General features: G+C 65.2%; 13 protein-coding genes and 3 tRNA genes. 6 read left to right on the top strand and 10 right to left on the bottom strand.

Translation table 11 applies throughout. From position 1 onward, the window contains the following. Window positions 1-10: 10 nt before the first annotated feature. The 8 genes from nusG to Q0J54_RS05660 form a co-directional block, all read right to left on the bottom strand. Complete coding sequence (gene nusG / locus Q0J54_RS05625; RefSeq protein ID WP_296304484.1) at window positions 11-583, bottom strand: transcription termination/antitermination protein NusG; 573 nt, start codon at window positions 581-583, stop codon at window positions 11-13. 8 nt (window positions 584-591) lie between these two features. Further along, on the bottom strand, window positions 592-831 hold the full coding sequence (gene secE / locus Q0J54_RS05630) for a preprotein translocase subunit SecE (protein WP_296304485.1): 240 nt from the start codon (window positions 829-831) through the stop codon (window positions 592-594). A gap of 24 nt (window positions 832-855) precedes the next feature. Beyond that, window positions 856-932, bottom strand: a tRNA-Trp gene (locus tag Q0J54_RS05635). Window positions 933-975: 43 nt separating this feature from the next. Beyond that, window positions 976-1125 (bottom strand): 50S ribosomal protein L33, encoded by a 150-nt coding sequence (gene rpmG / locus Q0J54_RS05640; RefSeq protein WP_296304486.1) that lies wholly within the window; start codon window positions 1123-1125, stop codon window positions 976-978. A gap of 4 nt (window positions 1126-1129) precedes the next feature. Further along, window positions 1130-2323: an elongation factor Tu gene (gene tuf, locus Q0J54_RS05645; protein WP_296304487.1), complete on the bottom strand. Its 1194-nt coding sequence runs from the start codon at window positions 2321-2323 to the stop codon at window positions 1130-1132. A gap of 138 nt (window positions 2324-2461) precedes the next feature. Continuing rightward, window positions 2462-2537: transfer RNA gene (locus Q0J54_RS05650), tRNA-Gly, on the bottom strand. Window positions 2538-2671: 134 nt separating this feature from the next. Next, window positions 2672-2757: transfer RNA gene (locus Q0J54_RS05655), tRNA-Tyr, on the bottom strand. Window positions 2758-2922: 165 nt separating this feature from the next. Beyond that, complete coding sequence (locus tag Q0J54_RS05660; RefSeq protein ID WP_296304488.1) at window positions 2923-3126, bottom strand: dual CXXC motif small (seleno)protein; 204 nt, start codon at window positions 3124-3126, stop codon at window positions 2923-2925. Window positions 3127-3249: 123 nt separating this feature from the next. On the opposite strand from Q0J54_RS05660, the gene Q0J54_RS05665 reads away from it, so the two are divergent. The 6 genes from Q0J54_RS05665 (at window position 3250) to Q0J54_RS05690 (ending at window position 11684) form a co-directional block, all read left to right on the top strand. Next, window positions 3250-4446, top strand: a complete 1197-nt coding sequence (locus tag Q0J54_RS05665; RefSeq protein WP_296304489.1) for an FAD-dependent oxidoreductase — start codon at window positions 3250-3252, stop codon at window positions 4444-4446. After that, window positions 4439-6703, top strand: a complete 2265-nt coding sequence (locus Q0J54_RS05670) for a hydrogenase iron-sulfur subunit (protein ID WP_296304490.1) — start codon at window positions 4439-4441, stop codon at window positions 6701-6703. Before Q0J54_RS05665 ends, Q0J54_RS05670 begins: the two co-directional genes overlap by 8 nt. Window positions 6704-6750: 47 nt before the next feature. Continuing rightward, window positions 6751-8028: a 4Fe-4S dicluster domain-containing protein gene (locus Q0J54_RS05675; RefSeq protein WP_296304491.1), complete on the top strand. Its 1278-nt coding sequence runs from the start codon at window positions 6751-6753 to the stop codon at window positions 8026-8028. Window position 8029: 1 nt separating this feature from the next. Further along, window positions 8030-8710: a hypothetical protein gene (locus tag Q0J54_RS05680; RefSeq protein WP_296304492.1), complete on the top strand. Its 681-nt coding sequence runs from the start codon at window positions 8030-8032 to the stop codon at window positions 8708-8710. A 149-nt stretch (window positions 8711-8859) separates the two neighbouring features. Next, entirely contained in the window at window positions 8860-10308 is a 1449-nt protein-coding gene (locus Q0J54_RS05685) for a mannose-1-phosphate guanylyltransferase/mannose-6-phosphate isomerase (RefSeq protein ID WP_296304493.1), read from the top strand. Then, the gene (locus Q0J54_RS05690) at window positions 10305-11684 is read left to right on the top strand and encodes a phosphomannomutase (RefSeq protein WP_296304494.1); all 1380 of its coding nucleotides are present in this window, start codon (window positions 10305-10307) and stop codon (window positions 11682-11684) included. The genes Q0J54_RS05685 and Q0J54_RS05690 overlap by 4 nt, the downstream gene beginning before the upstream one ends. Before the next feature lie 101 nt (window positions 11685-11785). On the opposite strand, the gene Q0J54_RS05695 is transcribed toward Q0J54_RS05690, so the two are convergent. After that, window positions 11786-12763 carry a stomatin-like protein gene (locus Q0J54_RS05695; RefSeq protein WP_296304495.1) on the bottom strand — a complete coding sequence of 326 codons (978 nt, stop codon included), beginning with the start codon at window positions 12761-12763 and terminating at the stop codon, window positions 11786-11788. A gap of 67 nt (window positions 12764-12830) precedes the next feature. Continuing rightward, entirely contained in the window at window positions 12831-13325 is a 495-nt protein-coding gene (locus tag Q0J54_RS05700; RefSeq protein WP_296304496.1) for an NfeD family protein, read from the bottom strand. Window positions 13326-13577: the final 252 nt, after the last annotated feature.

Consider the following 13577-nt stretch of genomic DNA (forward strand, 5'->3'; position numbering starts at 1 on the left):
CGGATCTTTGCTAGCCCTTGGAAACCTGCACGAAATCCAGCTCGACTGGCGTCTGACGACCAAAGATCGAAACGGAAACGCGCAGCTTGCCCTTGTCGTAGTTGACATCTTCCACAACGCCGTTGAAGCCGCCGAAGGGCCCGTCGATAACGCGCACGTCATCGCCACGATCAAAGTTGAACTTGGGTCGCGGCGTTTCCTGACGGCTCTCCATGAGAGAGAGGATGCGCTCGGCCTCGCTGTCACGCATGGGAGTCGGGCGGTTTTTTCCGCCCACAAAGCCCGTAACTTTGGGAATGGATTGCACCAGATGCCAAGAAAGGTCAGTCATGATCATCTTGACCATGATATAACCGGGATAAAACTTGCGGGTCGTCGTCCGCTTTTCGCCGCCCTTGCCAAGCTCCATCACCTTTTCGGTCGGCACGATGACTTCCTGAATGAGGCCTTCATCCTGGCCGGTGCGGATCATCTCATTGATGGTCTTCTGCACACGCTGCTCAAAGCCGGAGTAGGTGTGCACGATATACCACCGAGACTTTTTGCCCAGCTCGGAATTTTCGTCAATGACAACTTCATTCATGGAAAGCCTCAGGAGAGGATGTACTTGATAAGACTGGAAAGGATGAGATCCACTGTCCCCAGCACGACCGCCATGACCGCCACGATGATCAGAACCACAAGAGTTGCTTTGCGGGTATCCTTGACGGTCGGCCAAGTGACCTTGCGCAATTCGGCGCGGGAGTCTTCCACATATTTTGTGAAGCGGGCTACCGGGTTGCTTGCGTTATCCGATCTGGCCTCTGAAGGTTGTGCTGCTTTCTTTGCCATGATGCCTACTCAAAGATATAAAAATGGCAGGGCAGGAGGGATTCGAACCCCCAACTTGCGGTTTTGGAGACCGCCGCTCTAGCCGTTAGAGCTACTGCCCTGCGTACCGACCGGGGGGAGGGGATCCCCCCGGCGGAAGAATTGTTACCTGGTTTCCCGGTGCACCGTATGTTTCTTATCCCAAGGACAATACTTTTTCACTTCCAGGCGACCCGTGGTATTGCGCTTGTTCTTCACGGTGCTGTAGTTACGGCGTTTGCACTCGGTGCAGGCCAGAATGATATTCACTCTCATGGCACTACTCGATGATTTCCGTCACCACACCGGAACCCACGGTACGGCCACCTTCACGGATGGCGAAACGCAGACCGGCTTCCATGGCGATGGGGGCGATCAGTTCGACGATGAACTGGCTGTTATCGCCGGGCATGACCATTTCCACACCTTCAGGCAGGTTGATCACGCCGGTGATGTCGGTGGTACGGAAATAGAACTGAGGACGATAGCCGGAGAAGAAGGGGGTGTGACGGCCGCCTTCATCCTTGGACAGGACGTACACTTCAGCCTTGAACTTCTTGTGAGGCGTGATGGACTTGGGAGCGGCAAGCACCTGGCCGCGTTCCACTTCGTCACGCTTGGTGCCGCGCAGCAGCGCGCCGATGTTGTCGCCGGCCTGACCCTGGTCAAGCAGCTTGCGGAACATTTCCACGCCGGTGCAGGTGGTCTTGGCGGTGTCCTTGATGCCCACGATTTCCACTTCGTCGCCGACCTTGATGATGCCGCGTTCCACACGACCGGTCACCACGGTACCGCGGCCGGAGATGGAGAACACGTCTTCAATGGGCATGAGGAAGGGCTTGTCGATGTCGCGCTGCGGCTCGGGGATGAAATCGTCGCAGGCCTGCAGCAGGTCGATGATGCACTTGGCTTCAGGCGCATTGGGATCGTCGCATTCCAGAGCCTTCAGAGCGGAGCCGCGGATCACCGGAACGTCGTCGCCGGGGAAGTCGTAGGAAGAGAGCAGTTCGCGCACTTCCAGTTCCACCAGTTCAAGCAGTTCTTCGTCGTCGACGAGGTCGCACTTGTTGAGGAAGACCACCAGCTGCGGCACGCCTACCTGACGGGCAAGCAGGATGTGTTCACGGGTCTGGGGCATGGGGCCGTCGGTGGCGGCCACCACGAGGATGCCGCCGTCCATCTGGGCAGCGCCGGTGATCATGTTCTTGATGTAGTCGGCGTGACCGGGGCAGTCCACGTGAGCATAGTGACGCTTGTCGGTTTCGTATTCGACGTGGGCGGTGGCGATGGTGATGCCGCGTTCCTTTTCTTCAGGAGCCTTGTCGATTTCGTCGTAGGAGATGAACTTGCCTTCGCCCTTCAGACCGGCGATCTTGGTGATGGCGGCGGTCAGCGTGGTCTTGCCGTGGTCGATGTGACCGATGGTGCCGATGTTGACATGGGGCTTTGTGCGTTCGTATTTTTCCTTGCCCATTGTACGTCTCCCTGGAGAAATTTTTTTGCGTTTAAGTATTCGATACCAGAGTATCCCGCTCTCACGGGACACCCGCATAATCCCTGTTTGCCAGGGAACGTGCTTGACGGGAAAAACAACTGTTGGGAAACGCAGGAATGGAGCGGGAAACGGGATTCGAACCCGCAACCCTCAGCTTGGAAGGCTGATGCTCTAGCCGTTGAGCTATTCCCGCATACCGGCGATGCTCGTTTGACGGTTGGCCTTCCGAGCCCTTCGGCTTGAGTCCCCAACCGCTGCACCGTAGTTCCCGACAGCCACCTGTCTCCTACAGTCAAGGCAGTTTTCCAATACAGCCACAAAGCAGTGTGGTGGAGGGGGGTGGATTTGAACCACCGAAGTCTTACGACGACAGATTTACAGTCTGTTCCCTTTGGCCACTCGGGAACCCCTCCACAGTCATCTTGCATCAGAAGATGTGCAGTGGGCTGCGGCAGCGCTTTCGGCGACACACTCGCAGCAACGATGCTTTTAGGCGAAACCGGCACGCTTGGCAAGCTTTTTTTTCAAAAAAAATCCCTTTTTTCTTTTTTTATGTCTATCATCACGATTTTACAGTATTAAATTCTGTCCAAATAGAGCCCTTCCAGAAATGTCTCCAGCGCTTCGTCCGCCTGGGCGATGAAGGGCTTGAGGTCGAAACGCCGCCGGCAGGCGGCGCAATACATATGCGCCTCCCGGCAGGAGCGCTCCACGAGCAGCGCCTGTCCGCAGTGCGGACAAGACAGTGTCGTCTGTGCCTGGCGTGCGGCAAAATAGGCCATACGTTCTTCTCCTTTTCGCCGAAACTCCTTTTTTCTCCTCCGCCTGTCAAGGTCGGGATGTCCTCTCCCCCGCAGTGCCTTGCCAATCATTCTTCCTTGCGGTACATAGTCAATCCACTGCCTATGATAGAGACCTCTTTCCCCCGCTTTTCCCCGTCAGCCTCACTTGCCGTCCTGGGCGGCGGCATGGCTGGTCTGACGGCCGCCGTCGAGGCCGCCGAATGCGGTATCTCCACCCATCTCGTGGAGATCTCTTCCTCTCTTGGCGGTCGTGTTCGTGCTTTGGCCAGTTATTTTCCCAAGATGTGCCCGCCTTCCTGCGGACTCGAGCTGCTAGAAGGCAGACTGCGGCGTCACCCTCGCGTCAGACTGCATCTTTCCACCCGTCTTGCCGGCTATGCCGCATCGGACGGTCGCCACGAGCTCGTGTTGCAGTCGCTTGCCCCGACCGGCGACGGTCAGGACGAGCCGGCAGCCCCTTCCGCCATCCGCTGTGATGCCGTCATCGTCGCCACCGGCTGGCGTCCCTACCCTGTCGCACACCTGGCCGATCGTGGCGTGGGGCATCCTCTCTGCCTGACCAACGTGCAGCTTGAACGCCTGCTTTCCCCGGACGGCCCCACCGGCGGACGCGCCCTCCGCCCGGATACGGGCGTACCGCCGCGACGCATGGCTTTTCTGCAGTGTGCGGGCTCCCGCGACGTCAATCATCTGCCCCATTGTTCGGCTGTCTGCTGTTCCGCCACCCTCAAGCACTGCCGTATCCTTCTGGAGCGCCTGCCGGATCTGCACATCGATGTATATTATATGGATCTCAGGACGCCGGGGCGGCTCTTTCTGCTGCGCGAGGCCCTGACGGAGCATGAACGCGCTGGCCGCCTGCGTTTTCTCCCGGCGCGTCCCCATCGTGCCGAGCCGGACGGCGATGGCATCCGTCTGCCCGCTGAGAACAGCCTGACTGGCGAACGCCTGGCATACCGCTACGATCTTGCCGTCTGGGCGACAGGCATGCGGCCCAGCCTTTCCCCGCATGACATATCAGCGGCGGCCTGGCCCAATCTGCCGGAAAACTGGCAGGGACAGCCGCTGCCGCAGGCAGAGACGCTCCCCCTGCCGCTGCTGCTGGACCGGCAGGGATTCGTCATGGAGAGCGGCCAGGCGGGCATCTTTGCGGCGGGCTGCGCCGTCAGGCCCATGAACGTCGCCGAAAGCGTCCGCTCAGGGGCGGCCGCCGCCATGCGGGCGCTCGCGCATCTGCACCGGGGCACGGGCGCGGCCGGCACGCGACAGGCTGCCCGCCAGGAGGGGGACCATGCCTGATCGTCTGGGGATCTTTCTGCTTTCCTGCCCGGATGCGGAAGAGCTTTCCGCCTGCCTTGCGGCGCGCTGGGGCACACGCCTGGGGACGATCCGCCGTCTTTCCGCACCGCCATCAGATGAGGAAATGGCGGAGCACTGCCGCCGACACGGCCTGGACGCTCTTCTGCTGGTCAGCGACGGTCCGCCCAGCCTGCCGCCGGGATACGCCGCGCCGACCTGGCGTGCGCCCGACGGCACGCGCCTGCCCCTGCACGGCTGTCCGTTGCCCCCCCTCCCCACCGGTACGGCCCTTGACCGGCAGCATGCGGCCCACTGCCGGCGCAGCGAGCTTTACGCGCCGCCTGACGCTTCCCCTGCGCCCGCGCCGACCCTCGAACAGACGCGCGAGGCCGCGCGCCAGGCCCGCCATGACTGCCTGCACATGGCCGTGGCGCGCCTGCTGGCGCAGCAGTCCGTCACCTTGCAGAGCGCACCGTCCCGCAGCCTGCGGCTGCTGATCCTTGGCGGCGGCTGGACCGGCCTTGCGGCGGCCCGTGCGGCGGCCGACTGCGGCCTGTCCGTCCTGCTGGTCGAAAAAAGCGATGCGCTGGGCGGGGCGGCGCGCTTCCTGCCGCAGGAACTCCCCTGCGCCGCCCCCTGGGACGAAGCAGTCCCCCTGCGTCTTGATGAACGCATACGGGCCGTGCTGGATCACCCGTCCGTCGAGGTGGTCTGCGGCGTCAGACTGGCCGCGCTCACCGGGCAGCCCGGCGACTTTCTGGCGACCCTCTCCGACGGCAGCCGCCACGCCTGCGGCAGCGTGCTGCTCGCTACCGGCTGGCAGCCGTCGGGCACGCCCGTCCTGCCGGAGCCGGCGGGACATCCCGCGGTACTGACGGCATGGGAGTTCATCCGGCAATTCCGCACGGGGCGGATCACGGCCTCCCACATCCTCTTCCTGACGGACACGCTGGCCCTGGAACAGCAGGCGCTCGAGCGGGCGACGGAAGCGGAACGGCCGGCGCTTCAACGCCGCCTGCGACAACTTGGCGCATCGCATGCCGTCAACAGCCTCGGCATGCTCAGCCTGGCCCGGGCCGTGGCGGAGCGCTCCCCCGAACTGCGCCCGGCAAGCACGCTGCTTTTCCGCCACATGACGCTTCCCGGCCTCCTGGAGCGCTACTATCGCAAGGCGCAGGCGCATCCGGCCCTGCGGCTCGCGCGCGGCGAGGCTCTTGCCGTCACCACGGAGGATGCGGGCGTGCGCGTGCGTTTCCGCCAGCCCGGCCTGGGAGGAGGTGACGGCATAGCGGAACTGACGGCGGATCTGCTCGTACTGCCGGAACGCATGGCCCCCGCGGGCGAAGACGCCATGCTGCCGCTTTCCGACGGCGATCAGGTGGCGCGGCTGCCTGATTGCGGACGTTTTGACGGCTACGCGGCGTCCAATTTCATCTGTTTCCCCTACGAGATCCGGCGCACCGGCATTGCCGCCGCGGGCTGCGCCCGCGAGCCGCAGCCCCTGGAAAGCTGCGAGGAAGATGCCCAGGGCGCGGTGCTGACCCTGCTGCGGGACATGCGGGCGGCGGCCCACGGCGTTGCGCCGCATCCCCGCAGCGGCGACGGCGACTGCCCCCGGTTCGATCTTGCCCGCTGCACGCGCTGCAACCGTTGTGTGGAAGAATGCCCCTTCGGCGCGCTGGAAGTGGACGCCGAGGGACTGCCGCGGCATTATCCGGGCCGCTGCCGGCGCTGCGGCGCCTGCTTCGGCGCCTGCCCGGAGCGCGTCGTCTCGCTGGCGGGACACAATATGCGCATGGGACAGGACATGCTGGACGCCGTCTCCCTGCCCCCGCCAGACGCCAGTCTCCGGCCGCTGGCGCTGGTGCTGGCCTGCGAAAATGACGCCCTTCCGGCCCTGCGGACGGCGCAGGCCGGCCAGGGCGCGCATCCGGCCGTACGCATCATGGGTGTCCGCTGTCTGGGATCGGTCAATATGCAATGGCTGGTGGACGCCCTTACCGGCCATTATGACGGTGTCCTGCTGCTGGGCTGTGCCGACGGCGAGGACGCCCAGTGCCATTTCGGCACAGGCTCGGCGCTCTGCCGGCAGCGGCTGTGCAATCTGGCGGATACCCTGCGCGAAAGAGGCCTGGATGCCCGCCGGGTGCGCCTGGAGCCGACAGCCCGCGATGATGCCGCCGTACTGCCTGAGCGCATCGACAACTTTCTGGAAAGTCTGGCGGCGCTGGGGCCCAATCCCTTTACCCGGGATTGACGGCCTCCATCCCTCGTCCGCCCTCCCGCAAACCGCAAGGATGCCCCATGCCCGCCGCCCCTGACCATCCCTCCTCCGCCTGTCCTCGACCGGACGCCTCCCGCCTGCTGCGCGATGCCGGCGGCAAGGCGCTCTCCTGCCTGCAATGCGGCATGTGCAGCGTCGTCTGTCCGCACGCCCCCGACATCGCGCCGTGGCCGCGAAAGGAGATGCTCTGGCTGGGCTGGGGCCGGCACGACCGTCTCCAGCGGGATCCTGACATCTGGCTCTGCCGTGATTGCGGTCACTGTGCCCGGCTCTGTCCGCGCGGGGCGGATCCCGCCGCCGTCATGGCCGCCCTGCGGGTCGATGCCTGCCGCCGTTTGTCCGGCAATCTGCCGTGGGCCCGGCTGTCCGCCCGACTGGGCATATGGGGGCTGCTGCTGACGGCCCTGCTGGGCTGGGGCATCGTCTGGCTCGTGCGGGCCGTCCAGACGGGGAGCTGGTTCCCTGTCGCCCGCACCACGCCGGAGGCAAACGGCATCCTCTTTGCCGCCCTCTACCCCGTGGGGCTCATCGACGCCATTTTCCTGCTGACGACGCTGATCGTCCTGCTCATTCTCGGGCGTGGCGCATGCCGGCAATGGCGGGCCTATGCCCCGCCGGGAAAACTGCTGCGCGCTGGCCCGCGGACATCCGCCCTGTCCGACCTCTGGGCGGTTCTGCGAGATGGTCTTTCCGGGCGGGACTTCGCCCGCTGCCGCATGCCCGCGGCTCCCTTCCCGCCGGAAACCGGAGGAAGGGATGCGGCCGGACAGACGACGGATGCGGACACGAGCCGCCCACTGCGCCTGGGCCATCTCCTGCTGACGGGATCCCTGCTCGTCCTGGCGGCGGTCAGCGGCTATGTGGCCGTGGGCCACTGGGCCGGACTGCTGGGATGGAGCTGGGCCTTTGCCAGCCCCCTCCCCCTGCGCGATCCGGTGAAGCTGGCCGCCAATCTGGCCGCCTTCACCCTGCTGCTGGGCCTGTGGCAACTGTGGCGCCGCCGCCATGCGGAGCAGCGACATCGCCGTCTCCTGCCGCAGGGCCGGCAGATGCTGCTGTTGTTTTTCGGCATCACCCTCAGCGGTCTGGCCGCCCAGTGGCTGCGTCTTGCCGGCACGCCGGCGGCGTACGCGGTCTATACCCTGCATCTGGCGCTGGTCTGGGCGCTTTTTGCCGGTCTGCCGTGGTCGCCGCTGGCGCATCTGGTCTACCGTACGGTCGCCCTGTTCCGTGTGCGCCGGTACGGCCGCTGCCGCCCTCACACCTTTTCCGCCTCTTCCGATGCAAAGGACGCCTGACATGGCCTGCCCCCCGATCGAACGTCTTGTCGTGCCGCTGGAAGACGTGCTGGCGCTCTGCACCGCCGCCTCCAGCCCGGCCTCTTCCCTGTCCCCCTCGCTGCGGGAGCTGCTCCGCTTCCTGCTGCAGCGCTCCGACCTGAGCGATGTGGCGCTGGACCGGCTGCGGCCCGTGGCCGTGGCCTGGCTGGTCTGCCTCTGCCCGGACCTCTCCCAGCTGGACTGGGCGGCCGGCGCAAGCGCGCCCGACGGCGAACAGGCGCTCCATGCCGCCGCCCGCCGTCTGCTGGCGGCCGATGCCGTTTCCGTCATGCCCCTTCAGGGAGCATTGCGGCAGCTTGTCCATTCGCATGCCGACGATTGGGAAGAACGTCTCCGCACCGCACAGGATCTTGCCGGCCAGGTGAGCCGGCAGGCCGGACGGCTGGCGGAACTGGAACCGGCAGCCGCCGAGCTGCTGCGGGAACAGCGCAAACTCGAAGCCGCCCAGGCGGAAGTACGGCAACTGCACAGCCGCCTTCGCGCCGCGGAAGACGAACTGGCCCAGCTCCGCCGTCAGGTGGAGCACCTGCAGCAGTCCGCCCGGACGGAGGCCGCGCCTTCGGCCGAAACGTCCGCCCCGGCGGAAGAGGGATTCGGTTTTGGCAGCCGCCCCGCCGACGACCAGGGTTTCGGTTTTTGACACGATCCGCCCCGCACCGTGCCGGCAATGCATCGGCCCGGCCTCACGTCCGGCGACTGTTCGCGATCTCTCCCTTTGATTTTTCCCTCTCCTGCGGTACCCTGTCAGTGAAACCACTGCATGCCGCCTTTTGAGCAAAGGTCGATCCTATGGCGTCACTCTTTCCTGTCATCCTCTGCGGGGGGACCGGCTCCCGGCTCTGGCCGCTTTCCCGCGCCGGCCATCCCAAGCAATTCATTGAATTCGGCACGAGCAGCCTGCTGGCCGACACCCTTGCCCGCTGCGCACGGCTGGAACATGCGCAGCTGATCGTCGTCAGCAATGAGGAGCACCGCTTCCACGTCAAGGATGCCGTCAGGGCGTTCCCGGCGGCGGACATCATCCTTGAGCCCACGCAGCGCAATACCGCACCGGCCATTGCCCTGGCGGCCTTCCGGGCACAGGAGGCCGGGGGAGCACAGGCCCTGCTGCTGGTGCTGCCGGCCGACCATCGCATGGATCCCGAAGAGGTCTTTGCCGAGGCCGTATGCAAGGCCCTGCCCGCCGCAGCCGACGGGCGGATCGTCACTTTCGGCATCACGCCTTCGACCCCGGCCACGGGCTTCGGCTACATCATCACCGGCGCCGAGCTGCCGGGCGGGCTTTATGAGGTCAGCCGCTTTCAGGAAAAACCCGACGCGGCAACGGCACGCCGCCTGCTGGCGTCAGGCACGGCGCTCTGGAACAGCGGCATGTTCCTCTTCCGGGCGGACCGCTATCTGGAAGAGCTCCAGCGCTTTCGCCCCGACATCTTTGCCGCCGTCAGCGCCGCCTGGCAGGGACGCCATACGGACGGACGCTTCCTGCGGCCCGCGGCCGAGGCCTTTTGCGCCAGCCTGGCGGACTCCATCGACTATGCCATCATGGAGAAGACCGACCGGGCGGCCGTCATCCCCCTGCCCCTGCGCTGGAACGACCTCGGCTCCTGGGAGGCCTTCTACGAGATCAGCCCGCATGACGACCACGGCAACGCCCGCCAGGGGGACGTCATGCTGGAAGATTGCCGCAACTGCTATCTGCACAGTACCGGACGGCTGCTGGCGGCCGTGGGCGTGGAGGATCTGGCCGTGGTGGAGACCCGGGACGCCGTGCTGGTGGCCCGCCGCGACCGCGTGCAGGACGTCAAACGCATCGTGCAGCGGCTGGAAAAGGAAAACCGCCCCGAACATGCCCTGCATCCGCGGGTCTGCCGTCCGTGGGGCAGCTATGAACGTCTGGCGGAAGGCGAGCGCTTTCAGGTCAAGCGCATCGTGGTGGAACCGGGAGAGACGCTCTCCCTGCAGAAGCATTATCATCGTGCCGAGCACTGGGTGGTGGTGGGCGGCGTGGCCGAGGTGACGCTGGACGATGAGGTGCGGCTGGTGACGGAAAACGAATCCATCTATATCCCCCAGGGCAGCCTGCACCGCCTCAGGAACCCCGGCAAGCTCCCGCTGCTGCTCATCGAGATCCAGACAGGCAGCTATCTGGGTGAGGACGACATCGTGCGCATCAGCGACGTCTACGGCCGCACGGATCAGCCGCCCGCCCCCCTCGCAAATCCCAAGGAGACACCATGAGCGAACTTGACTGCTTCAAGGCCTATGACGTGCGCGGCGTCGTGCCGGATGTCCTTTCGCCCCGGCTTGCCCGGGCTGCCGGACGTGCCTTTGCGGTCGAGACCGGGGCACGCCATGTCGTCATCGGGCGGGACGCCCGCCTGTCCGGCCCGCTCCTGCGCGACGCCCTCTGTCTCGGGCTGCGTGAATCCGGCTGCGCCGTCACGGACATCGGCATGTGCGGTACGGAAGAAATCTATTACGCCGCCTTTTCCCGGCCCTTTGACGGCGGTATCATGGTCACGGGCTCACACAATCCCGCCAACGAGAACGGCCTCAAGATGGTCAGGGCCGGGGCCGTCCCCATCAGCGGGGACTCGGGCCTGCACGCCATCCGTGACCGCACGGCGGCGGAGCTGCGCACGCTGACCGGCGATACGCCGCCCGCGGGCGAACTTGCGCCCCTGCATGCCGCCGGATACCGCGCCGACTATGTGGCCCTTCTGCTGCGCCTGGCGGGCACGGACGGCCTGCGTCCCCTGAAGATCCATTGCGATGCCGGCAACGGCTGCGCCGGCCTCGTCCTGCGGGAACTGGCCCCGCATCTGCCCTATGTCTTCACGTTCAGCAATGAGGAGCCGGACGGACACTTCCCGCACGGGGTCCCCAATCCGCTGCTGCCCGAAAAGCGCGAGGCCACGGCCCGGGCCGTGCGGGAACACGGCGCGGACATGGGGCTGGCCTGGGACGGCGACTTTGACCGCTGTTTTTTCTATGACCATGAGGGGACCTTCATCGAAGGCTACTACCTTGTGGGTCTGCTGGCCGAGGCCGTGCTGGAAAAGCACCCCGGCGGCAAGATCGTGCATGATCCGCGCCTTGTCTGGAACACGCAGGAAGTGGTCACGGCGGCCGGTGGCAAACCCGTCCTCTCCAAGGCCGGCCATGCCTTCATGAAAGAGACCATGCGCGCCGTGGATGCCGTCTATGGCGGCGAGATGAGCGCCCATCACTTTTTCCGGGACTTCGCCTACTGCGATTCCGGCATGCTGCCGTGGCTCATGGTGGCCCGCATCGTCAGCCGCAGCGGCAAGAGCCTCAGAGAGCTTGTGGCGACCCGCATGGCGGCTTACCCCTGCAGCGGCGAGATCAACCGCAGCGTGCGGGATGCCGCCGCGGTCATGGAGGCCGTCTATCGGGATTATGCCCCGCAGGCGCTGGAGGAAAGCCGCCTGGACGGCCTCTCTCTGAGCTTCAAGGACTGGCGCTTCAATCTGCGCCCCTCCAATACCGAGCCTCTCCTCCGCCTCAATGTGGAAGCGCGCGGGGATGCCGCCCTGATGACGCGCATGACCAAGGCCCTGCTGCACCACATCGACATGGCCAATCACGCCTGACGTCCGCCGACAACCGCCGGCATGCCGGCCCCGTCATCAAAAAAAGTCTGCCTGGAGCGTATGCCCCGGGCAGACTTTTTTCACAGGATATACGCCCGCGCTCAGACCTTGCCGCCCGTTTGGGGCGACTGCGCCGAAAGCCCTTCGCCGGGCCGCAGGAACTGGGTCATCGTGGCCACCATGCCCGCCACATCGCCCACATTGGCGGGGATGATGGTCGTCGTGCCCTGCCTGGCCAGCTCGCCGAACTTTTCCACATAGGCCTCGGCAAGGCGCAGCTGGGCCGCCGCCACGCCGCCCTGGGCGCCAAGCCGCTGCGCCACGGCATCCAGACCGTCGGCCGTCGCCTGGGCCACGGTGCGTATCTGCGTCGCTTCCCCTTCGGCCTTGTTGATCATGGCCTGCTTGAGGCCCTCCGATTCGGCGATGGCCGCGGCCTTGGCGCCTTCGGCAAGATTGATCTGGGACTGCATCTCCCCTTCGGACTGGGCGATGGCCGCGCGCTTTTCGCGTTCGGCGCGCATCTGTTTTTCCATGGCTTCCATCACCGAGGCCGGGGGCGTGATGTCGCGGATCTCATAGCGCAGCACCTTGACGCCCCATGAGGCGGTGGCATCGTCCAGCGCTTCCACCACTTCCTGATTGATGCGGGAGCGCTCCTCAAAGGTCTTGTCCATCTCCAGCTTGCCGATGGCCGAACGCAGGGTCGTCTGTGCCAGCTGGATGGCGCCCCACTCGTAGTCCGAGATGCCGTAGGCGGATTTTTCGGGCGAGAGCACCTGAAGGAACAGCACGCCGTCGATGCTCACGCTCACATTGTCGCGGGTGATGCAGGTCTGTTCGGGCACATCCAGCACCTGCTCCTTGAGGGAACGCCGGTAGGCGATGCGGTCAAAAAACGGCATCAGCACATGAAAGCCGGCATGCAGCACGCCGCGAAACTTGCCGAGCCGCTCGACGACGAAGGCGGACTGGGTCGGCACGATGACCACGCAGCGCGCCAGAAAAACAATGATGAACAACAGGATGGCCCCGGAAATCAGCCAGGTGACGTCAAATCCCATGCCCCAAAGCTCCATGCTTCTCCTCCCCGAATCGTTTCGTTATGTTGCGCCCGGCGGCAAGGCGGAAGATCAGCCGCCCACGTCAGCGATCCAGCTTTTCCTCTGCGGGCGTTTGCCGGGCGACGGTTTCGCCGCCGCCGGCCATCACCCGCAGCACCAGCCCATTTTGCGGCAGCGCGCCGAGGACCCGGACCGACGTCCCCGCCGCCAGGATGGCCTCCCTGTTTTCGGGCACGGCCCGCCAGAATGAGCCGCCGACTTCCACCACCCCCGGCTGTTCGGCGGACACCGTTTCCCGCACATGCCCGAGCTGCCCTTCCAGCGGATGCGCCACCTCGCTGCCGGGAGACAGCCGCTTGCCGCTGAAAAGCCGGCGCCAGCGCTGCCGCAGCAGTACGAGACTGAGCAGCGAGACCACCGCAAAGCAGACCACCTGCCAGACAAGCTGGCCATCCACCAGCGCAAGCAGCGCGCTTGTCAGCGCACCCAGGCCAAAGAAAAGGAATACTCCTGCCGGGAAAAACGCCTCGATGACGCCAAGCAGGAGGCCGGCTACCAGCCAGTATTCAGCGCGCATACCCTGTCGTCTCCTGTTGCTGCCGGCGCGCGGCCGCTCCTGGACGGACGATCCGTCCCCTTTGAAGAAGCAGCACAGACGCCGGCGGGTCCATCTTTTCCACCAGCTTCACAGCATAGCAGAAAAGCCGTCTTCTGTCATCCTCGCCCGTCCTCGCAGGCTCTGCCGTGGCAACAAAAAAGGAACCCACCGGCAAAGCCGGTGGTTCTTCATATGCGCCTATAAGGCTTTTTTACCAGCCGCGCCCTAACA

Source organism: uncultured Desulfovibrio sp., from assembly GCF_944324935.1.
Taxonomy (GTDB): Bacteria; Desulfobacterota; Desulfovibrionia; order Desulfovibrionales; family Desulfovibrionaceae; genus Desulfovibrio.

Bases quoted from the DNA above. Each gene is read 5' to 3' on its own strand.
- secE (WP_296304485.1), bottom strand. From the start codon at position 831: ATGGCAAAGAAAGCAGCACAACCTTCAGAGGCCAGATCGGATAACGCA.
- Q0J54_RS05670 (WP_296304490.1), top strand. From the start codon at position 4,439: ATGCCTGATCGTCTGGGGATCTTTCTGCTTTCCTGCCCGGATGCGGAA.
- nusG (WP_296304484.1), bottom strand. From the start codon at position 583: ATGAATGAAGTTGTCATTGACGAAAATTCCGAGCTGGGCAAAAAGTCT.
- Q0J54_RS05665 (WP_296304489.1), top strand. From the start codon at position 3,250: ATGATAGAGACCTCTTTCCCCCGCTTTTCCCCGTCAGCCTCACTTGCC.
- tuf (WP_296304487.1), bottom strand. From the start codon at position 2,323: ATGGGCAAGGAAAAATACGAACGCACAAAGCCCCATGTCAACATCGGC.
- Q0J54_RS05675 (WP_296304491.1), top strand. From the start codon at position 6,751: ATGCCCGCCGCCCCTGACCATCCCTCCTCCGCCTGTCCTCGACCGGAC.
- rpmG (WP_296304486.1), bottom strand. From the start codon at position 1,125: ATGAGAGTGAATATCATTCTGGCCTGCACCGAGTGCAAACGCCGTAAC.
- Q0J54_RS05660 (WP_296304488.1), bottom strand. From the start codon at position 3,126: ATGGCCTATTTTGCCGCACGCCAGGCACAGACGACACTGTCTTGTCCG.
- Q0J54_RS05700 (WP_296304496.1), bottom strand. From the start codon at position 13,325: ATGCGCGCTGAATACTGGCTGGTAGCCGGCCTCCTGCTTGGCGTCATC.
- Q0J54_RS05695 (WP_296304495.1), bottom strand. From the start codon at position 12,763: ATGGAGCTTTGGGGCATGGGATTTGACGTCACCTGGCTGATTTCCGGG.
- Q0J54_RS05685 (WP_296304493.1), top strand. From the start codon at position 8,860: ATGGCGTCACTCTTTCCTGTCATCCTCTGCGGGGGGACCGGCTCCCGG.
- Q0J54_RS05690 (WP_296304494.1), top strand. From the start codon at position 10,305: ATGAGCGAACTTGACTGCTTCAAGGCCTATGACGTGCGCGGCGTCGTG.
- Q0J54_RS05680 (WP_296304492.1), top strand. From the start codon at position 8,030: ATGGCCTGCCCCCCGATCGAACGTCTTGTCGTGCCGCTGGAAGACGTG.